Annotated in this window: 15 protein-coding genes and 3 pseudogenes; 3 read left to right on the top strand and 15 right to left on the bottom strand. The window is 61.8% G+C overall.

The annotated features are described in order from the left end of the window. Positions 1–41: 41 nt before the first annotated feature. On the bottom strand, positions 42–1,742 hold the full coding sequence (locus FYJ31_RS06010; protein ID WP_154536259.1) for a phosphatase PAP2 family protein: 1,701 nt from the start codon (positions 1,740–1,742) through the stop codon (positions 42–44). A 266-nt stretch (positions 1,743–2,008) separates the two neighbouring features. On the opposite strand from FYJ31_RS06010, the gene upp reads away from it, so the two are divergent. Then, entirely contained in the window at positions 2,009–2,650 is a 642-nt protein-coding gene (gene upp / locus FYJ31_RS06005) for a uracil phosphoribosyltransferase (RefSeq protein WP_032743953.1), read from the top strand. Positions 2,651–2,653: 3 nt separating this feature from the next. Continuing rightward, a complete protein-coding gene (rlmH, locus tag FYJ31_RS06000) occupies positions 2,654–3,133 on the top strand; it encodes a 23S rRNA (pseudouridine(1915)-N(3))-methyltransferase RlmH (protein ID WP_154536258.1) in 480 nt (159 codons plus the stop codon). Between the two features lie 195 nt (positions 3,134–3,328). Here the strand turns inward: rlmH and FYJ31_RS05995 are convergent. After that, a pseudogene (locus tag FYJ31_RS05995) lies at positions 3,329–3,955 on the bottom strand (glycerophosphodiester phosphodiesterase family protein); the annotation flags it as partial. Between FYJ31_RS05995 and FYJ31_RS05990 the strand changes: the two are divergent. Further along, positions 3,949–4,086, top strand: a pseudogene (locus FYJ31_RS05990) (23S rRNA (pseudouridine(1915)-N(3))-methyltransferase RlmH); the annotation flags it as partial. The pseudogenes FYJ31_RS05995 and FYJ31_RS05990 overlap by 7 nt on opposite strands. Positions 4,087–4,192: 106 nt before the next feature. Here FYJ31_RS05990 and FYJ31_RS05985 read toward each other — a convergent pair. The 13 genes and pseudogenes from FYJ31_RS05985 to FYJ31_RS05925 form a co-directional block, all read right to left on the bottom strand. After that, positions 4,193–5,572: an ABC transporter substrate-binding protein gene (locus tag FYJ31_RS05985; protein WP_154536257.1), complete on the bottom strand. Its 1,380-nt coding sequence runs from the start codon at positions 5,570–5,572 to the stop codon at positions 4,193–4,195. Between the two features lie 184 nt (positions 5,573–5,756). After that, positions 5,757–6,644 (bottom strand): carbohydrate ABC transporter permease, encoded by an 888-nt coding sequence (locus FYJ31_RS05980; RefSeq protein ID WP_154536256.1) that lies wholly within the window; start codon positions 6,642–6,644, stop codon positions 5,757–5,759. Then, positions 6,641–7,597 (bottom strand): carbohydrate ABC transporter permease, encoded by a 957-nt coding sequence (locus FYJ31_RS05975; protein ID WP_071477681.1) that lies wholly within the window; start codon positions 7,595–7,597, stop codon positions 6,641–6,643. The genes FYJ31_RS05980 and FYJ31_RS05975 overlap by 4 nt, the downstream gene beginning before the upstream one ends. 237 nt (positions 7,598–7,834) lie before the next feature. Next, entirely contained in the window at positions 7,835–8,884 is a 1,050-nt protein-coding gene (locus tag FYJ31_RS05970) for a glycerophosphodiester phosphodiesterase family protein (RefSeq protein ID WP_060620223.1), read from the bottom strand. 115 nt (positions 8,885–8,999) lie between these two features. Then, the gene (locus tag FYJ31_RS05965; protein ID WP_250235995.1) at positions 9,000–10,031 is read right to left on the bottom strand and encodes a glutamyl-Q tRNA(Asp) synthetase; all 1,032 of its coding nucleotides are present in this window, start codon (positions 10,029–10,031) and stop codon (positions 9,000–9,002) included. Between the two features lie 455 nt (positions 10,032–10,486). After that, complete coding sequence (gene clpB, locus FYJ31_RS05960; protein ID WP_154536255.1) at positions 10,487–13,144, bottom strand: ATP-dependent chaperone ClpB; 2,658 nt, start codon at positions 13,142–13,144, stop codon at positions 10,487–10,489. A gap of 219 nt (positions 13,145–13,363) precedes the next feature. Beyond that, entirely contained in the window at positions 13,364–14,185 is an 822-nt protein-coding gene (locus tag FYJ31_RS05955) for a fumarylacetoacetate hydrolase family protein (protein WP_195839452.1), read from the bottom strand. Positions 14,186–14,359: 174 nt separating this feature from the next. Continuing rightward, a pseudogene (locus FYJ31_RS13300) lies at positions 14,360–14,488 on the bottom strand (DUF4854 domain-containing protein); the annotation flags it as partial. A 416-nt stretch (positions 14,489–14,904) separates the two neighbouring features. Continuing rightward, positions 14,905–16,095 carry a UDP-galactopyranose mutase gene (glf, locus tag FYJ31_RS05945; RefSeq protein WP_154536252.1) on the bottom strand — a complete coding sequence of 397 codons (1,191 nt, stop codon included), beginning with the start codon at positions 16,093–16,095 and terminating at the stop codon, positions 14,905–14,907. A gap of 116 nt (positions 16,096–16,211) precedes the next feature. Continuing rightward, entirely contained in the window at positions 16,212–17,498 is a 1,287-nt protein-coding gene (locus FYJ31_RS05940) for a glycoside hydrolase 5 family protein (protein ID WP_195839455.1), read from the bottom strand. A 13-nt stretch (positions 17,499–17,511) separates the two neighbouring features. After that, the gene (locus FYJ31_RS05935) at positions 17,512–18,336 is read right to left on the bottom strand and encodes a carbohydrate ABC transporter permease (protein WP_065474778.1); all 825 of its coding nucleotides are present in this window, start codon (positions 18,334–18,336) and stop codon (positions 17,512–17,514) included. Next, the gene (locus FYJ31_RS05930) at positions 18,329–19,330 is read right to left on the bottom strand and encodes a carbohydrate ABC transporter permease (protein WP_154536250.1); all 1,002 of its coding nucleotides are present in this window, start codon (positions 19,328–19,330) and stop codon (positions 18,329–18,331) included. Before FYJ31_RS05930 ends, FYJ31_RS05935 begins: the two co-directional genes overlap by 8 nt. Continuing rightward, positions 19,327–20,607 carry an ABC transporter substrate-binding protein gene (locus tag FYJ31_RS05925; protein WP_032744260.1) on the bottom strand — a complete coding sequence of 427 codons (1,281 nt, stop codon included), beginning with the start codon at positions 20,605–20,607 and terminating at the stop codon, positions 19,327–19,329. The genes FYJ31_RS05930 and FYJ31_RS05925 overlap by 4 nt, the downstream gene beginning before the upstream one ends. Positions 20,608–20,816: the final 209 nt, after the last annotated feature.

Raw genomic sequence — 20,816 nt, 5'->3', positions numbered from 1 at the left:
CTGAGATGGGAATTAGTGCTGACATGAGTCAGCAATCATTCTTAGTGGCGGAGCATTTTGCGGGCGGTGGCGAGGGCGGCACCTGCGGCGAGGAACAGCACGGTGATGCCGGCGAAGACGCTCACGTCAGCGCCAGAGTTGGCCAGCTTGCCGTTGGCCTTGGACGCGTTCTTGGACGTGCTCGGCTTCTTGTTGCCGTTGTTCTGGTTCTGGTTGTTGGAGCCGGCGTTGTTCTGGTCGTTGCCGGTGTTGGAACCATTGTTGGAACCGTTGTTGTTTTCGTTGCCGTTGTTGTTGCTACCGTTGTTGTTCGGGGCCTCCTGCTTGACGACTTCAGCCTTCTGACCGGGCTCGACGCTCACCACGTTGCCGTTGGCGTCAAGGGTGACCTTAGAGCTGAAGGCGGCGGCGAGGTTCAGGCGCTGCCAGCCGTCGGAAGTGGAGTCGAGCGGGTAGCCGGACTGGATTTCAGTGCGGGCCAGCACTTCGCGGCGCTGGTCGGCGCTCAGGGTCGGGAACACGGTACGCAGCAGGGCCTCGGCGCCAGCAGGCACGCGGGCGGCCTGATCGGTGGGGCCGACCGGGTCGAAGCCGTAGGTGAGGCGCTCGGTGTACACGTCCACGGCGGACTTGACATCGGTGACGGGCTCAGTGGCGACCTGATCGGTGTTGAGGTTCTTGTAGCCGTTGGTGGTGGTGGCCTTCGTGTTGGCGATAATCTCGTCAAGGGTGTTGCCGTATCCGGCTTCTTGGCCGCGCTTGGTCAGGTAGTCGCGCAGTTCCTGCTGGGCGGGCTTGACGACCTGCTCGAAGAAGACGTCGTCGTTCAGACGGCCGGCGGCGGAAGCCTCACCGACGATACGGCCGCCCATGATGTCCATCGGGTAGTGCACACCAAGCACGATGCGGTTGTTGCCACCCTCGGCGGCACGGGCTGCAATCTGCGGGGCGAGCTCAGGCATCAGGGCAGCCAGGGTCAGGCCGGACGTGTAGAACGCCATCGTGTGGCCGGACGGGAAGGACTCGGACTGCACCAGACCGCCATAGCCATTGGCACGGTCGACATTGCGGAAATCATCGTGGAAGCCGGCCACGCGCTTCAGAGCGAGCGCAGGAGCCAGTCCCTTCAGGTCGTTTTCACCGTTGGCGCTGCGGTCGATAGAGTCGCCTTCAGCGGTGTTAAGCGACGGACGCGGGTAGTTGAAACCATGCTTGGCGCCAGTCACCGGGATGTAGCCGACCATGTCGTTGAGCAGCTTGCCGGTCTTGGCCAGCGGCACATTGCCATTGGCATCTGCTTCGTAGCCTTCATAGAACCATTCGCCGATAATCGGACCGAAGGCATCCCAGTAGGTTTCGCGATTGTTCTGGGCACCATCAATGACGGCACGCTGCTGCTGGGTGTAGTGGTCGTCCACCTTCACACCATTGGTGTTATCGGCGTCAGCCTTGTTGTTGATAGCCACGGTCAGGTCATCGCTCTTGCCAAGCACTGCAACGCCGGCATCAGTGACGCTGCCGTGGGATGCAGTGGTCTCGTCATTGTTCGGGTTGGCCACCGGAGTCCAGTAGTTGTTGAACTCCTTGAGCAGTACCTGCGGATCGGCCTTAGCGATGTCAGACGGGTAGGTCGGCTGGTCGTCGGCCATGGCGGCCGGCACCACAGCCGCGAAGCTGGCGGCGATGGTGGCAACGGCGGCGATCCCGGCAAGCGCACGCTCGCACTGAGTGAATACGGACATTGTCCCTCCTCATCAATATCGGTCTGTATTGATGCCCTTCCTCTTGGCATCGATCGACGAAAACGCCGGCACCCAAATGCATGAGCGCTGATGGGAACGCTTTCGCTGACCAACGTTAGGAATGCGACATGGCCGCGATGGTTAAGAACCATGAATGTCATATGGCCGCTAATTGAACAGCACGAGCCAACAATGTAGTCATGGTTCAGCGACTACTGCCTGTGGCCAAGGTGTTTTCCGGCAGAGCTGCGGGTAGGCTGGGAGCTATGGAATTGCATGTACTGAATCATCCGCTGGTCGAGCACAAGCTCACCGTGCTGCGCGACAAGAACACCCCTTCCTCCATTTTCCGCGAGCTCGTCTCCGAGCTTGTGATGCTTGAAGCCTACGAGGCCACGCGCAACCTGTCCGTGGTCGCCGCGCCGATCGAGACGCCGGTCGCCCCGATGACCGGCAAGAAACTGGCCGAACCCCGTCCGATCATCGTGCCGGTGCTGCGCGCGGGCCTCGGCATGCTCGACGGCATGACCCGCCTCATGCCCACCGCCGAAGTCGGCTTCCTTGGCATGAAGCGCGACGAGGAGCATCCCACCCAGCAGGTGACGTATGCGAACCGCCTGCCCGATGATCTGTCCGGCCGCCAGTGCTTCCTGATCGATCCGATGCTCGCCACCGGCGGCACGCTGGTCGCCGCCACGCACTATCTGGCCGAACGCGGCGCCAAGGACGTGACCGCGATCAACATCATCGCGGCGCCTGAAGGCATCAAGTACGTCGAGGAGCACATCGACCCGTCCATCGAATTCAAGGTCGTGGTGTGCGCGGTGGACGAGAAGCTCAATGACAAGTGCTACATCGTGCCGGGCCTGGGCGATGCCGGCGATCGTCTCTACGGCGTCATCGACTGACGCATGAACATCGACATCGTCTGCGTCGGCCGGATCAAGGAACGGTATCTGACCGACGCCATCGCCGAATATTCCAAGCGGCTCTCGCGCTACTGCAAGCTCAACATCATCGAGGTGGCGGATGAGAAGACGCCCGAACACGCCTCTGAAGGCGTTGGCCGACAGATCAAGGCCAAAGAAGGCGAACGCATCGCCAAGCATCTGAAGGACGGGGCGTTTGTTATTGCCCTTGCCATCAACGGCAAGCAGCTGTCCAGTGAAGAATTGGCCGCCAAAATCAACGACCTTGGATTGCGTGGTACCAGCCATATTCAGCTGGTCATCGGCGGTTCAATCGGCCTTGACGACGCGATTCTGCGTCGTGCTGATTTTCTGCTGAGCTTCTCGAAGATGACGTTCCCGCATCAGCTCATGCGCGTGATTCTGCTCGAACAGATTTATCGCGCTTATAAGATCAACGCTGGCGAGCCGTATCACAAGTAAAACACCGTACCTCATGGGGCGGGAAATCCCTCATGGGGCGGTAATTGCCCCATGGGGCCGTAAAACCCTCATGGGGCGGTATACCAAAATGGCTTAATTCCGCGGTTTCACATATTCTTCAAACCGCCCCATGGGCAAGTTACCGCCCGATGAGCCTGTAACCGCCCCATGGGCACATCAATAACGCCCTCAACCTCACACTGCGTCGGGGACGAACGCTTCGAAGATGTGGCGGTCGAAGTAGGGCGCGCACTGAGCGAGCTCGTCGCTGCTGCGCACGGTCCATGAAACCGGCATCGCACCCATCGAACGAGCGAGCCTGACTTGCGGTGAAGCGCCACCGGTCCAGTCATAAGCCACGAAATCAGGACGAGACAGCCAGTCGAACGCCAGTAAGCCGGCGACCCATTCAGCCGCACCATTCTTGCTCAGCTTCGCCGGCCAGCTCAGCTGACCACGGCACACCTCAGGATGATGCTCCTTGTACCAATTCACCGCGCCCGGGTGGAAGGATTCGATCACGTACGGGCCGTCATACGCCTCAAGCAAGGCGTGGCCCTTTTCCATGAGCTCTTCGCTACGCTCATCCCAAGCCTTGTTGTTGCTGAACTTGTATTTCACGATCAGCGGAGCCTGGCCGGTCACCACGTCCAGCACATCGGAGAACAGCGGCACATGCTGGTAGTACCGCTTCGGCGCGGCGGACGGCGTGACCACCAGCGGCGGATTCGCATCGGCGCCCGGCAAGGGCTCGGCCTTCAAGTCACCGGACTTGCCGTTCGGGAACAGCGGAATACGGGTCAGATCTTCGATGCGACGCGGTGCTCAAACGCGCCGATTACAAGCTGAGCTTTTCGAAGATGACGTTCCCCCATCAGCTCATGCGCGTGATCCTGTTGGAGCAGATCTATCGCGCATACAAGATCAACGCCCACGAGCCGTATCACAAGTGACGGCGCGCACCGTGACCCTGCGGGGCAAGGCAAACGGCCCGCAGCTCCGAAAACCTCCGGGGCGGCGGGCCGTCGTCATTGTCGCGGCATAGGGACCGCGACCACATCACTTCTGGGACAGCGAGTTATTGTAATCGTCCAGATCCGTCTGCAACGCCTTGACCTGATCGCTCAAAGCCTTCTTGGGATCGGTGCCTTCGAAGATCTGTTCGACGGCCTTCTCCACGCCCTTGCGGGCCTGCGGCATCACACCTGCGGAGCATCCCTGGGTGGCGGGAGTGAGCTTGGTGTTCTGCAACTGCCTGACCGCCACATCGAACTGCGGGTACTGCTGACGCCACTGGGCATCCGCCGGCTCCTCGAGCGCCTTCTTCGAGGTCGGGAAGTAACCGGTGCCGGTATGCCATTCGGCCTGACGCTTCGGGTCGGAAAGGAACTTGACGAACTGCCAAGCCGCCTGCTGCTCCTCGTCGGAGTGCTTTACGTTGGAAATCCACAGGGAGCCGCCGCCGATGATCGGGCCGGAGTTGTTCTTCTTGATCTTCGGGTAGTTCCCCACACCGACTTCGAAGCCCTTCTGCTTGGCGGCATCCATCACACCGGCCAGATCGGCGGTGGATTCGATGGTGATGCCGATGTTGCCGGTTTCAAAGGCGTTGATGGCCGCCGTGGTATCGGAACCGGTGTTGCCGGAGACGCCGGAGTCGACCATATCCTTCCACCACTTCATGAACGTGACTGCGGCGTCGTTGTCGAAGCTGAACTTCGACACGCGATCCTTGCCACGGCCGTTGTCGGGATCGCAGTACTGCTCGCCACTGGCGGCGATCTCCTGCTCCAGGTACCAGCCGTAGACGGCGGCGTTGAAGCCGTACTGTGCGGGTCCGCCATTCTTCTCGGAAAGCTTCTCGGCGGCGGCCCTCACTTCATCCAGCGTTTCCGGCGCCTTGTTCGGGTCGAGCCCGGCCTTCTCGAACAACGTCTTGTTGTAGTACAGCACCGGCATGGAGGTGTTGAACGGCATCGAATACAGCTTGCCGTTCACGGTGTAGTACCCAGCCACGTTCGGCTGCAGATCGGAGGTGTCGTACTTGTCTTTATCGATGAAATTCTGCATCGGCGTGATGGTGCCGGAATCCATCATGAAGCGCGAACCGATGTCGTAGATCTGCATCAGCGTCGGCGTGGACTGCGACTGCACGGCCGACTTGTATTTGGTGATCGCTTCATCATACTTGCCTTGGTACAAGCCTTTGACGGTGATCTTGCCCTTGTTCTGCGCGTTGAACTCATTGATCATCTTGTCCAGCACCTGACCGTTCGTGCCGGACATGGAGTGCCAGAAGTTCACGGTCACGGAACCGTCGGACTCTTTGGGCGTAGGGACGTTGGCGTTCGAAGCGGTATCCGATCCGCATGCCGCCAAGGAAACCATGGAACCCACCGCCGCGATGATGGCGATGGCACGGGTGGCAATCTTGTTCATTCTTGTTCGTTCTCCTCATAAGCTGCCCGCATGTCGGATACGACACGGCCGACGGACGGTGATTGGTGACAGTCGGCCAGCGAGCGCCGGCCGAGGGATGGTGATTGACGTCGACATTCAGCTCGGCCAATGGTCGGCGACGTCAATGGTTGGTTGTTGTCGGTATTGAGTTATGAATCACAGATCATTTGGTCGAACCAGCAGTCAGACCGCGCACGATCTGGCGCTGCCCGAACACGATGATGAACAGCGTGGGGATGACGGCCAGAACGGCGCCGGCCATCACCAGTCCCGGGTTGAAGGCATCGGGCGACTGCAGCTGCGTGATGCCGATCTGGATGGTCTGCATCTGCGGTGTCTCCGTGACCAGCAAGGGCCAGAAGAAGGCGTTCCAGTGAGTCAGGAAGGTGTAGATGGTCAGCGAGGCGATGGCCGGGCGGCTTAGCGGAAGCACTACGGACCATAGCAGGCGCAGGTTCGAGGCGCCGTCGATGCGCGCGGCTTCCACCAGCTCCATCGGGAATTGGCGCATGAACGAATGCATCATGAACACGCCGAATCCACTGGCGAGGAACGGAAGCACCAGCGCGAGGAAGGTGTTGCGCAGCCCGAGCGAAGAGATGGTCAGATAGTTCGGGATGATCACGGATTCACCCGGAATCATCATCGTGGACAGGAACAGCACGAACCACACGCGACGGCCCTTGACTTTGAGGATCACCAGCGCATACGCCACCAAAGTGGAGGTGAGCACCTGCGCCACGGTGATCACCAGCGTGGCCCCCAGCGAGTTGACGTACTGGCGCATAAGCGGAATGATCTGCGCCGCGGTGGCGAGATTATTCCAGGTGATGCCATGCACCGGCCAGACGGCGGGCGGATAGCTGGCGATGTCCTCCTGCTTCATCAGCGAACCGGCGAACGAGTAGTACACCGGGAAGACCACGAGGAAGGCAAGAAACAGCAGCACCAGCACGCCGAATATCTTCGAGGCGATGTATCTGGCGCGGGAAAGGCTCAGCGAGCCGGTCGCGCCGCGCGACACGGTACCGGAGGGAATGGAAGCGGTCATTGGTTATCCACCTGCTTTCCAACAGTGAGGAACTGGATCAGGGTGATGACGGCGACCACCACAATCAGCACCAACGCCTCGGCCGAAGCGTAGCCGAAATTGGAGCTGTTGTTGGCGAAACCGTGCATGTAGATGTCGTACACCAGCGTGGTGGTGGAGGCGTTCGGGCCACCCTTGGTAAGCACATGAATCTGGCCGAAGCTTTCCAACGACTGGATGGTGTCGGTGATGATCAGGAAGAACAACTGCGGCATGATCAGCGGAATCATGATCGAGGTCTGCAGGCGTAGACCGGAAGCACCGTCCAGACGAGCCGCTTCGACGATCTCCTCCGGAACCGAGCCCAGGCCGGCAAGCAACACCAGCACGTTGTAGCCGATGTTCATCCACACCGTGGTCATGGCGATGGCCGGCATCGCGAATTTCGGGTCGGTGAGCCAACCCACCGGCTGCATGCCGATTTTCTGCAGCGCGGCGTTGAACAGGCCAGTGGCCGGATTGAAGAAGGCGGAGAAGATGATGGACGCGGCCGACACCGAGTAGGCGAACGGAAGCGCGAAAATCGTGCGGAACACACGATTGACGGTGGATTCCTTGTTCAGCATCAACGCAATGACCAGCGACAGCAGAATCGTGGGAATCACCGTGTATACGGCGAACATCAACGTATTGAGCATGATTTTGCCGAATTCGGGATCGCTGAACACGCGCTGGAAATTGCGTAGTCCCACGAACTTGCTCTGTCGGCCGAGAATGTCGGTGCCCGACATGGACAGCACGAACGTGCGAATCAGCGGGTATACCACGAATACGAGGAACACAATGGCCGCGGGCGCAAGATACAGCGACGACGTCACGTCGCGCAGGGTGAATCGCGCCTTGGCACGGGAACCTGCGCCATATGACGGCGGGGATTGGCTAGGTTTTTGGATGTGTGCGACTGCCTGAGACATGCAAAGGCCCCTTCCGGTCGAAGACCGTTTATGCATTTTTCCTGTGGACGGTTACCTCGTTCAGTGGTACCCCAGCAGTCGACGCCCCTGGATCGATATCACTGAGAATTCAATATGGCTTCATCGCCATTACGTCTGATATTCGCCTCGTTCACCGCCCCGTCATGGCATGCCAATAAACAGGCCGCCCACCACGACAGATGTGGTGGGCGGCCTGAAGGGCACCGGTAAAGCGGTTTACCGTTCGTCGGGCACGAACGCCTCGAAGATATGACGGTCGAAGTAAGCGTCGCATTGGGCGAGTTCGTCACGGCTGCGCACGGTCCACGACACGGCGGTCGCGCCCATCGCGCGCGCGAGCCTGACCTGCGGCGACGAGCCGCCGACCCAGTCGTAGGCCACGAAATCGGGGCGGGACATCCAGTCGAACACGAGCAGGCCGGCGGCCCATTCGGTCACACCGTCCTCCTTGATGGTGGCGGGCCAGCTCAACTGCCCGCGATTCACCTCGGGATGGTTGACCTTGTACCATTCCACGGCACGGGGGTTGAACGATTCGATCACGTACGGGCCTTCGTACTGGGCGAGCAGCGCGGCGCCCTTGTCCATCAGTTCGTCGCAGCGTCCGTCCCAATGGGCGTTGTCATCGAACTTGTATTCCACGATCAGCGGAACGCGGCCATTCACCACCTTCAGCACGTCGGAGAACAGCGGCACATGCTGGTAGTAGCCGTCCGGTGCGGCGGACGGCGTGGTGACCAGCGGCGGCACCTCCTCGGCGCCGGGCAATGGTTCGGCGACGGCATCGCCGGGCCGGGCCGTGGGGAACAACGGGATGCGCGTCAACTCGCCGTAAGTGAGGTCTTCGATGCGGCGCGGATCGCCGGCCACGCGCTTCAGGTCGGGGTCGTGCACAACGACCACCTGGCCGTCAAGCGTCAGCTGCAAATCGAGTTCTATGCCATACCCGGCCTCGCAGGCGGCGGCGAAAGAGGCCAGCGAATTCTCGGGGGCGATCGGGCCGGCCTCGTTGGCGGAACCGTAGCCGGCTTTCTCGGCCATGCGGCGGGCGAGCGCCACATAGTCGCCGGATTCGGCGGCGTACCGATGGGTCAGGCCGGAACCGGCGTCGTGCAGACCACGGTGGGCGTACCACGCATCGGGAACCGAAGGCACGAAGTTGCGGCGCTTGTCGTTGAACGAGCGCGGCGCAAGCGCCCAGGCCGCGGTGCCCGCGGCAACGGCGCCGCCGATGATCACATTTCTGAACAGTTTCGATGAAGACATACGTTCCTCCCGTGTCGGACCAATTATCCACGCTCAGCCTACCGCGGTCCGTCACCTCGGCACGCAAGGTCCCGCCGGCTCACGACACGTTTTTGCGCAGCCCGGCGGCCCGCGCTCACAAGGCTTCGGCCAGCCATGCCGGCGTGTGCGGCGAGGCCGGATCCAGGATGCGATCGTCATGCTCGCCGCGCAGCGGCGTCCAGCTGAAGTCGGCCAGCAGGTCGGCGGGCGGACAGGCGATGGGGTCGGGCCGTAGGCGAAGCAGCCACGCACAGTAGCCGATGATCTGCTCCGGGCGGACGCCGCGCGCCCGCAGGGCGCCCATGTCGAGCGACCGCTCTCGTTTGGCGAGGCGGCGTCCGGCCGCATTGTCGATCAGCGGCAGATGCGCGTATGCGGGGCACGCGGCGCAACGGCTTGCGGGCCGACCGACGGCGCACGGGTCGATGCCGCCATGTTCCGGTTCAAAGCCGCCCTCCAGCAGGCACCGGCGAATCCGCATCTGCAATGCGGTGGAGCGCAGCAGGTCACGCCCGCGCACGATGTCGTCCACGCCCATGTCGAGATCATCGACCACCACGGCCAACTGGTATCCGAACAACCCATCGGCCCGGCGAATCACGCAATCGCCCACTTCCCGGGCCAGGTCGTATCGACGCGGCCCGTAGACGCCATCGGTGAAGGCGACGGCCGCCTCAGGCATGGCGATGCGGATGGAGTGACGGTCGCCGCGCGTCAGGCGGGCGCGCACCTGCTCGGGATGCTCGCGCAGCAGGCGGCGGCATGTGCCCGGATACACCGTGAAGCCGTCTCCCTCGTTGGGCGCCGACGCCGCGCGGATATCCGCGCGCGAACAGAAGCAGGGATACAGCACGCCCTGCGAGCGCAGGCATTCCAGCGCATACTCGTATCGTTCGGTGCGCCGGGACTGGAACATCGGCTCACCATCCCAGTCGAGCCCGAGCCAATGCAGGTCGTCCATCATGAGCCGGTCGGCACCAGCAATCACGCGCGGCTTATCCACGTCTTCGATACGCATCATCATGCGTTCGCCACGGGAACGGGCCGAGAGCCATGCGCCCAGCATGGCGTACACGTTGCCGATATGCATGCGCCCCGACGGCGTCGGCGCGAATCGTCCGGTCACTGGCCCTCCCTTCGTCTGTTAACACTCACTTTCCTACCATATGCGACAGTGAACACCTTGATGCCACGGTTCTTCCACTCTTGGGGAACACAATTGAGACGGATCGGACAGATACTTCCGTTTCAAGGGGCTGATTTCGATATTGCAGGAGGTCTACTTCCGTTTCAAGGGGCTGGTAGCCAAGTAGACACGGCGCAACAATGGCGGAATGGCGTTGCCATAAAGCCGCTGATACTCGCGGTTCGGCAGAAGAGCAGCCCCTCGAAACGGAAGTAGACCTCCGAAAGGGGGCAAATCAGCCCCTCGAAATCGAGATAGATCCACAAAGACGAAAAGGTGGGTATGACTGCTACCATACCCACCTGTTTAAGAGATTTTGCAGAGAAGAATCACTGTTGCGAAGCCGCCCGAACTCCCCTCAGTCAGCTTCGCTCAGAGAGGGGAGCCAGTGATTGTCACTTGTCTTCGGTGACGTTGTCTACGCTCACGGACGGGTCGTCGCCGCCCGAACGTGCGGTGAGGTCCAGATGCTCGCCGCCGGTCTGGTCGACGAGCACGGTGTCGCCGTCGTGGACCTTGCCGGCCAGCAGCATGCGGGCCAGCTGGTCGCCCACTTCGGTCTGCACCAGCCTGCGCAGCGGACGGGCGCCGTACGCCGGATCATACCCGGTGTTCGACAGCCATTCGCGGGCCGCCGCGGTGACGTCCAGCGTGATACGCCGGTCGGTCAGGCGCTGAGCCACCCCGGCCACCTGGATGTCCACGATGCCGCCGAGCTCCTCGCGGGTCAGCGGGTGGAACATGACGATGTCGTCCAGACGGTTCAGGAACTCCGGCTTGAAGCTCATGTGGACGGCGTCCATCACGGCCTTCTTCTTGGCGTCGGCGTCCATGTCCTCGTTCACGAGGAACTGCGAGCCGAGATTGGAGGTCATGATCAGAATCGTGTTCTTGAAGTCCACGGTCCTGCCCTGGCCATCGGTCAGGCGGCCGTCGTCGAGCACCTGCAGCAGCACGTCGAAGATCTCCGGGTTGGCTTTCTCGACCTCGTCGAACAACACCACGGAGTACGGGCGGCGGCGCACGGCTTCGGTCAGCTGACCGCCCTGCTCGTAGCCCACGTAGCCCGGTGCGGCGCCGATCAGGCGGGAGACCGAGGCTTTCTCCATGTATTCGGACATGTCGATGCGGACCATGGCCTTCTCGTCGTCGAACAGGAAGTCGGCGAGCGCCTTGGCCAGTTCGGTCTTGCCCACGCCGGTGGGGCCGAGGAACAGGAACGAGCCGGTCGGACGGTTCGGGTCGGAGATGCCGGCGCGCGAACGGCGCACCGCGTCAGACACGGCGGCGATGGCTTCCTTCTGGCCGATCACACGCTTGCCGAGGTAGTCCTCCATGCGCAGCAGCTTCTCGTTCTCGCCCTGCATCAGGCGGCCGACGGGGATGCCGGTCCAGTCGGAGACGATGCCGGCCACCGAGTCGGCGTCCACGCGGTCCGGAACCATCGGTTCGGCGTCCGGCTGCCCGGCGCCGGAGTCTTGGGTTTCGGCGTCGGCGTTCTCCGCTGCGGCAAGTTCCTTTTGGATGGATGGAATCTCGCCGTAGAGGATCTTCGAGGCTTCCGCGAGGTTGCCTTCGCGGGTGTACTTGTCCGCCTGCACGCGCAGTCCGTCGAGTTTGGCACGCAGGTCGCCGACCTTGTTGTGCCCGGCCTGTTCCGCATCCCAACGCGCCTTGAGACCGCTGAGCTTCTCACGGGTGTCCGCGAGTTCGGCTTGCAGCTTGCCCAGACGCTCCTTGGACGCAGGATCCTCGGCCTTCTTGAGCTGCATTTCCTCCATCTCAAGACGGGTCACCTTGCGCTGCAGTTCGTCGATCTCCTCGGGCGAGGAGTCGAGTTCCATGCGCAGGTGGGCGGCGGCCTCGTCGACCAGGTCGATGGCCTTGTCCGGCAGTTGACGGCCTGAGATGTACCGGTTCGAGAGGGTCGCGGCGGCAACCAACGCATCGTCGCCGATCGTCACCTTGTGGTGCGCCTCGTAACGCTGTTTGAGGCCACGCAGGATGGCGATGGTGTCCTCCACGCTCGGCTCGCCCACGAACACCTGCTGGAAACGGCGTTCCAATGCCGGATCCTTCTCGATGTTCTCGCGGTATTCGTCCAGCGTGGTCGCGCCGATCAGGCGCAGTTCGCCGCGGGCCAGCATCGGCTTCAACATATTGCCGGCGTCCATCGAGCCTTCGGCCGCGCCGGCGCCGACGATGGTGTGGATCTCGTCGATGAAGGTGATGATCTGGCCGTCCGCGTTCTTGATTTCGTTCAGGACGCTCTTCAGGCGCTCTTCGAATTCGCCACGGTACTTCGAGCCGGCCACCATGGAGCCCAGGTCGAGGGAGATGAGCTTCTTGCCTTGCAGCGTGGTGGGCACGTCGCCCGCCACGATACGCTGGGCCAGGCCTTCGACGACGGCGGTTTTGCCCACGCCCGGCTCGCCGATCAGCACCGGGTTGTTCTTGGTGCGGCGGCTCAGGATCTGGATCACTCGGCGGATCTCCTGGTCGCGGCCGATGACCGGGTCCAGCTTGCCTTCCTTGGCGGCGGCCGTCAGGTCGGTGGAGTACTTCTCCAGGGCCTTGTATGAGCCTTCCGCGTCCGGGCTGGTGACTTTCGCGCCGCCACGCACACCGGGCACGGCCTTGCGCAGGGAGGCGGCGGTGACGCCGTTCTTCTCCAGGATTTCGGCCGACTGGTTCGGCTTGCTGGCCGCGATGCCGATGAGCAGATGTTCGGTGGAGACGTATTCGTCGCCCATCTGCTGCATTTCCTTTTCGGCCTGGGCGATGGCGGCGGTCAGCTGACGGCTGGCCTGCGGCTGTGATGTGCTGGAACCGGATGCGCTTGGCAGGGCGACCAAGGCGTTGCGCACCGCCGCGCCGATGGCCTGCGGGTCTCCGCCCGCGGCTTCGATCAGCGAACGCACCACGCCGTTCTCCTGGCGCAGCAGCGCGTCCATGACGTGCAGGGTTTCGACCTGCGCGTTTCCCGCGGCGGACGCACTCTGGATGGCGTCGCCGACGGCCTCCTGGGCCATGGTGGTGAACTTCTGTTCCATATCGTATTCCTCCATATCATGCGGTCTGCGCAGTGCGGCTCGCAGGCTTCGAAAGTCCTGCGAGCGTTGCGGCAGACCGCAACTTGTCGTTGTCTGATATGGTCAACCGACCTGGAACCCATTCTATTCCCAAAACTTGAGTGCATGTGACTCAAGTTTTGGATTTCGGGGAGGTGACGGCGACGCCGCATGAGCGGCGACGTCACGCGCGAAGCCGCGTCACGCCCGAACGATTACGTTGCGCAGATCACCGATGCCTTCGACGTGCACGATGGTCTCGTCGCCGGGGTCGAGATGACCGGAGGCGTTCGGCGTGCCGGTCATAATCACATCGCCCGGCAGCAGCGTGGAGAACGACGAGATCGCGGCGATCTGTTCGGGAATGCCGTGAATCAGGTTGGCGGTGGTGCCGGACGCCATCGGCACATCCTCGCCATTCAGCGTGAACGAGATCCTGGCGTCCTTCCAGTCGAGGTCGTCACGCATCACGATCCACGGGCCAAGCGGGCAGGAGGTGTCGAAGCCCTTGGCGCGCGTCCACGTGGGGTCGATGCCCTGCAGATCGCGCAACGTCACGTCGTTCACGCAGGTGAAGCCGAGCACGTAATCCATCGCGTTCTCGACGGTCACGTTCTTGGCGATGCGTCCCATCACCACGGCCACTTCCGGCTCGCAGTTCATGTCCTTGGAGCAGGCCGGGTACACGATCGGATCGTCGGGGCCGATCACCGAGGTGGACGGCTTGGTGAAGATCACCATGTCTTCCGGCGCGTGGGCGATTTCGGAATGGCCGGCCTCGTGCATGAACTGGGCGTGCGCCTCATAGTTCTTGGCCAGGCCGTAGACCTTGGAGGGGATGACCGGGGAGAGCAGGCGGATGCCGTCGCCGTCGACCGGGTAACGAGTGCCGGTGGGCTTGACCTGGTCGCCGGCCAGCGGGTGGCCGTCCAGTTCGATGAGGTAGTCCTTGCCGTCCGTTTCGTCCTTCTGCACGAAGGCGTAGCGCGGCGAATCATTCAAAGAAAAACGTGCGAGTCTCATGGTGCTAAGCCTACTCCTTGGCGGTTCCTTCCGCAGAAGCATCCGTTCAAGGAGCAAGCAGACCGGCCTTCAATCGACCAAAACGCACGTTCGCTGGGATTGCTACTTTTCGGTCCAGGTTTTGTCGTACAGCGACTGGCCGCTTTGCGTGTGCATGATGACGCGCAACGATGCCTTGCCGCCCTGTTTCTTAATCTGGTTGAGGCCCACGATGCTCAGGATCAGACCGGGGAGTGAGACAAGGAACGAGCAGATAAAACCGGCAATAGCCAGGCCGTTGTACTTCCGGTTCGCTTCAGGCGGCCCAGGAAATTTGTCCCCGTCATCGACGCGACGTGGCACTTTACCAATTCAGTCAAATAATTGCTTCACGAACATCAATTACGCTCAAACTTTGTGCATTCGGCGCGGCCTTTGGCCTTTTTCGCCTCAATACAATTATCTTCTCGAAGTAGCCTCACATCCGACTCGGAAAGGCCGGCAAAAGAAATCAACTCAATAACGTCAGAATTCGCCACTTTATACGCCTTTCCGCCAGTCTACCGCCACTTTATACGCCTTTCCGCCAGTTTTTCATTCTGGGGAAGCCGAGCCATGTTCGAGCAGCGTCACCCCCCCACTTGCAACGTTAAAAACACAGAAGCCTGAAACCGGCTATTGCCTCAGCAATATTCAGTCGGTTTCAGGCTCAATCGTTAATCCTCTGGCGAAACGCTGGTCTACTTCTTCAGCAGCGGGGCGACCTGCTCCTCGTAGGCGGTCAGGGCGGTGTCGATCACCTGGTGCATGTCGTAGTACTTGTACGTGCCGAGTCGCCCGCCGAACACGGTCTTCGGCTCGGCCGCGGCCTTGGCCTCGTACCGCGCGTACAGGGCCTTGTCCGCATCGGTGTTGATCGGATAATACGGCTCGTCGCCACGCTCGGCGAAACGGCTGTACTCCTCCCACACCACCGTCTTGTCCGGGTTCTGCCGCTCGCGACGCTCCGGGTTGAAGTTCTTGAACTCGATAGCCCTCGTGTACGGCACGTCCGCGTCGGAGAAGTTCATCACCGGGCAACCGAAATGGTCGCCCTCATCGTAACGCACCTCCTTGAAGTCCACCGTCCGCCACTTCAGGTCGCCAAGCTCGTAACCGAAGTAACGGTCGACCGGACCCGTGTACACCACCGGCACGCCCGCGGCCCGCAGGGCCTTCTTGTTGTACGGCTGGGATTCGTCGAAGAAGTCCACACCCAGCGAAACCGTGATGCGCGGATCGTCGATCATGCGTTCCATCCACTTGGTGTAGCCGTCCGCGGGCAGACCCTCCCACGTGTCCTTGAAATAGCGGTTGTCGTAGTTGAAGCGCACCGGCAGGCGCTTGACGATCGACGCGGGCAGCTCGGCAGGATCGGTCTGCCACTGCTTGCCCGTGTAGTTCTTGATGAACGCCTCGTACAGGGGACGGCCGATGAGCTGGATGCCCTTGTCGTTGAGGTTCTGCGGATCGGTGCCGGCCAGCTCGCCCGCCTGCTCGGCGATAAGCCTCTGTGCCTCAGCCGGCGTGTAACGCGCGTGGAAGAACTGATTGATCGTGCCCAGGTTGATCGGCAGCGGATACACCTCGCCGTCATGCGTCGCGTACACGCGGTGCACGTAGTCGGTGAACGAGGTGAAACGGTTCACGTAATCCCACACACGCCTGTTGGACGTGTGGAACAGGTGCGCCCCGTACTTATGGATCTCCGCGCCGGTCTCCTCATCCATATACGAGTATGCGTTGCCGCCGATGTGGTCGCGCACGTCGATGATATGCACACGGGCACCCGCATGCTCCACCGCCTGCTGCGCCACCGTCAGACCAAACAACCCAGCACCCACAACAACCAAATCAGGATACTTCACGGAATCAGTACGCGCGTCTGCCATGCCTCGCGTTCCTTTCAATACGAAACTTCTAAATACGATGTTCGGATTACCACCATACTATCGCCACGGCCATGACGGTACTCGCCGGAGCCGCCGACGTGCGGCGGCCACGGCGCTCACCGCGCATCCAGCTCCGCGAAGGATGAGTCGGAGACGGCGGTGTAGTATTTCGCCCCATGCGGCTCATCGTCGGTTTCAAGCCGCGTGACGCCGAGCCGCCGCAGCGCTTCGCCGTCACGGGCGGTCGCCGAGGTGACGAGCGTGGGCCGGGCGCCTTCGGCATGCAGCCGCATCCACCGTTCGAAGATCGAGCCGCCCGGACCGCAGGCGCCACGGTTGAGCGGGTTGCCGTTCTCATCGACTTCGATGACGACGGCGGCGTCATTGCCTCCGGCTGCGGGCTTGTCCCGATACTCCTGCGCCATCTCGGCGAAGGCGCGGCCGATTGGTTTGATGTTGCCGTGTTCGTCGAAGAGGCCGAGAGCGTGCTCGAAGGGCGGGAAATCACTCATGCGCGAGTCCACGTCATGCGAGCACCACCATGTGACGCCCCACAGATTCGGGCATTGCGCCGCCTTGGCGATGGTGTCGCGGCAAAATTCCGGGGTCTGCTCGGCTTCGAGCACGTTCTGCGGGGCGCCGACCTCCTGCAGCCATACGGGCCTGTCGGGGTTCCGGGCGAAGGCTCGGGAGAGCTCGGCCAAGTAGAGCGCATGCGCGGTGCATTCCCCGCTCATTGCGCCATAGCCTTGCGCGGTGCCGTTGAACACCCACGAGTGGATCGTGGTCATGTCGCCCAGGTTCGCGGCCTGCACCGGCGTGAACGGATGATGGTCGAGATACCATACGCCGTCGTTTTCGCTGTGCAACGCCACGTGCTTCCTGCGGTCGACGACGGCCAGCAGATCGGCCAGCCAGGCGTCGATGCGCCGGGACGAGGTCGCCATTTTGGCGGGATGCGGACGGTCGGAGAACTGATTGAGTTCGTTGCCCAGGGTGAGCCCCCGGAACGCCGGCTCCTGGGCCAGCTCCCCGTACAGTTCGGCGACGAGCGTTTTCTCCGCCTTGACGGCATCGGCGTCCTCGAACATATTGCCGCGATGCCAGGTGACCAGCCATGACGGCAGGAAGTCGAAGCTGGACAGATGCCCTTGGAACACGTCCACATAGGCGTCCATCCCCTGCTCGCCGGCGATGTGCACCATGCGGCGTACATCGGCGATGGCCTTGCGGTTGATCCATGTGCGGTTGGGTTGCAGGTAGGGCCACACCGGGAAGACGCGCACATGGTCCATGCCCAGGTTCCTGATGCGGCGCATGTCTTCCTCGACGCTCGGCCAGTCGGGGTCGAGCCAGAAGTGGAACCAGCCGTGGGATGGGGTGTAGTTGACGCCGAATCTCATGCGCATCATCCTTTCATCCTTTGATGCCACCGGACTCCACGCCCTTGAAGAAGTAGCGCTGGAAGACCAGGAAGAAGATCACGATCGGCACGAGCGCGATGACCGTGCCCGCGGCGATCAGGCGCGGATCGGAGACGAACTGGTTCTTGAGCCGGTTCAGCCCCACGGTCAGCGTGTACACCTTGTCATCGGACAGGATGATCAACGGCCACAGGAAGTCGTTCCATGCGCCGACGAAGGCGAAGATCGTCACGACGGTCATCGTTCCCTTGACTTGGGGAACGCAGATGTTCCAGAATCGTTGCCACACGTTGGCGCCATCCACCTTGGCGGATTCCTCGAGCTCGTTGGGGATGCCGGCGAAGGCGTTCATCATGAGCAGCACGTTCATCGCGCCGCACAGGCCGGGCAGCGCCGCGCCGATCAGCGTGTTCTGCAGACCCATGTTCTTGACGATGATGAACTGGGAGATCAGCAGGGTTTCGCCGGGGATCAACATGGCGCTGAAGATCAGCAGCACGACCAGACGTTTGCCTTTGAAGGCCAGGCGCGAGAGCGCGTAACCGGCGCAGGTGGATCCCACGACGTTGCCGCATACGGCGATGGCGGCCACGATCAGCGAGTTCTTGAAATAGCTCAGGACGGGAATGCGGTTGAACGCCTCGACGAAGTTGCTCCACGTCGGATCCCGGGGAAACACGTAGGGCGGGACGGCGTAGATGTCGTCTCCCTTGCCTTTGAAGGCCAGGGTCAGCTGCCAGAACAACGGGCCGATCAACACGAGGAAGAACAGGGTCAGCAACGCATACTGCGCGACTTTGTTCGATGTCTTACGCATCCTTGCTCATCTTCCTTTCGATGAGAAACTCGATGGCGATCAGGCTGCCGACGATCAGGAAGATCAGCATGCTGACCGCTCCGGCATAGCCGTATTTGGCATTGAGTCCGGTGCCGTAGTTCTTGACCAGCATGGTCATCGTGACGTCTTGGCCGCCCACGCCGCCGGTTCCGCCGGTAAGCACGTATATTTCGTTGAACACGCGGAAGGCCGCGGCGCTGGACAGCAGCATGATGAGCACCATGGTGGAGCGCACTCCCGGCACGGTGACGTGCAGGAAGCGGCGGACCACGCCGGCGCCGTCGATCTCGGCGGCTTCATAGAGACCGGGGTCGATGTTGGCCAGCGCCGCCAGGTAGATGATCATGTAGTAGCCCAAGCCGGTCCAGATGGTGATCATCATCGCGCTGAACAGCAATAGCCAGCGATCGGTGAGGAACGGGATATATTCCTTGATTGCGTTGACGGACTTCAGCGCGGCATTGACCACTCCCTTCGGGGCCAGGATATTGGTCCACACCAACCCGACGATGACCGTGGAAACGACCACGGGCAGGTAGAAGGAGGCCCGGAAGAACGAGAGGATCTTGGAATTGCCCGAGACCAGGGAGGCCAGAATCAGCGGCAGGATGACCATGAAGGGCACCACGCAGACCACGTAGAGCGACGAGTTGAGCAGGCCGGTGTGCACGGCCGGATCGGCCAGCATCTTGCGGTATTGCTCCAGTCCGACGAACGTGCCGGGGCGGGCGAAGGTGGCGTCGGTGAACGACAGGCGTACCGTGTTGATGAACGGCGCGATGACGAACACCAGGGCCACGGCGAGCGCGGGCAGCACGAACAGCCATGCGGCGAAGCCCGTGCCTTCGTGGATGCGGTGGCCCTCATCCACGACGTCCACGCCGGCATGGCGGCGAGAACCGCCACGCGCGGCGGCTTTGGAGGAGCTGCCGCGCGCGGAGGTCGTGGATCCGGTTGGAGTGGATTCACTCATGAGTTCAAGTCCTCATTGGCGATCTTGACGACCTTGTCGAGGGCTTCCTGGGCGGACTGCTTGCCCTGGATGGCAAGGGCGATCTGTTCGCGCAGGCTGTTCTTCGCGTTCTCGGAGAACGGGGCCGGGGAGGCGAACCAATCGTCGTCGAGCACGGCCTTGGAGGCGAGTTTGACGGCCTGATCCTGCATGGAGTCGCCGGTCGGGGAGAACGCCGGGTCTTCGACGGCCCCCTTGGCGGACGGGAAGGTGTGCGAGGACTTGCAGAACTTGGTCTGGTTCTCCTTGTTCGTCACGAACTCGGCGAACTTCAAGGCCTCTTCCTTGTTCTTGGCGTTCTTGGAGACGACGAGGGTCTCCATGGCGACGTTCATCTTGCCGCCTTCGCCGAGCAGACGCTCGGTGATGCCGAGGTTCTTGTAGAGTTCCTTGGCGTTCTCCTCGAAGTCGGAGACCGAGTAGGCCGAACCCGCCAGCGAGGCGACCGACCCCTGCTTGAAGGCGTCGCCTTCGCCGGTCCACAGGTTGTTGAGCGCATCTGCGGACAGGGACTTCTCGTTGTACATGTCGATGTAATGCTGGACCAGCTCAACGCCCTTGGCGTCGTTGAAGGTGAATGCGGTCTGGTCGCCGTTCATGAGTTTGGCGCCGTACTGGCCGAGTGATTCGATCGTCGGGGTGGAAGCCACCATCGTGGTGCCGGCGCAGTTCTTGCCGAGCGTGGAGGCTGCGGCGAAGAACTCGTCCATGTTCTGCGGCAAGGCGTCGATGCCGCACTGGGTCAGGACCTTCTTGTTGTAGTACTGCACACCGGAGTTGAGGTACCACGGGAAGGCGTAGGCGCCTTTCTCGATGTTCTCGCCTTTGAAGGTCACGGCATCCCATGACGACTTGGTGAACTGCTTGGCGGCGTCGGGCGCCTCGGTGCTCAGGTTCATCAGCACCCCCGCCTTGGCGAGGCTGTAGGCGCCATTGGGGCTCATGTCCACGATGTCGGGCAGGGTGCCGGCTGCGGCGTCGGCGTTGATCTTGTCGGTGTATCCGTCGGCAGGCTGATCGATCCACTTGATCTTGACGTCCGGGTTCTCCTTCTCGAACGCGGCGATAAGGTCGTTGAAATACGGCGTGTAGGTATCGTTCTTCAGATTCCAGGTCTGGAAGGAGACTTCTTTCTTACCGTCCGCCGTTGTCCCTCCGCCCGACGAGCCGCAGGCGGAGACGCTTACCAGCGCTGCTACGGCGCAGGTGATGCCGAGAATTTTCTTAGTGACGTGCATGGGTTCTTCCTTTCCTTGATGAGACTCGTCCGATGCGCCGAGCTTCATTGATCGGGGCGTTTGGCCGGTGCCCCACGGCTTGGCACCCACCAGCTGTTGTTCGTCGTTGAACCGGTGGGTAACTAAACCGCTTTAGTATCATCTTACACCACACCGCCCAAGCATCGAAACATCCTGCGGAAACAGCGGAAAATCCCGGACACGCCACC

The organism is Bifidobacterium sp. WCA-178-WT-4B (assembly GCF_009696495.1).
Taxonomy (GTDB): Bacteria; Actinomycetota; Actinomycetes; order Actinomycetales; family Bifidobacteriaceae; genus Bifidobacterium; species Bifidobacterium infantis.
Note: the sequence above shows the minus strand (reverse complement) of the source record. Positions and strands in the feature narration are given on the sequence as shown.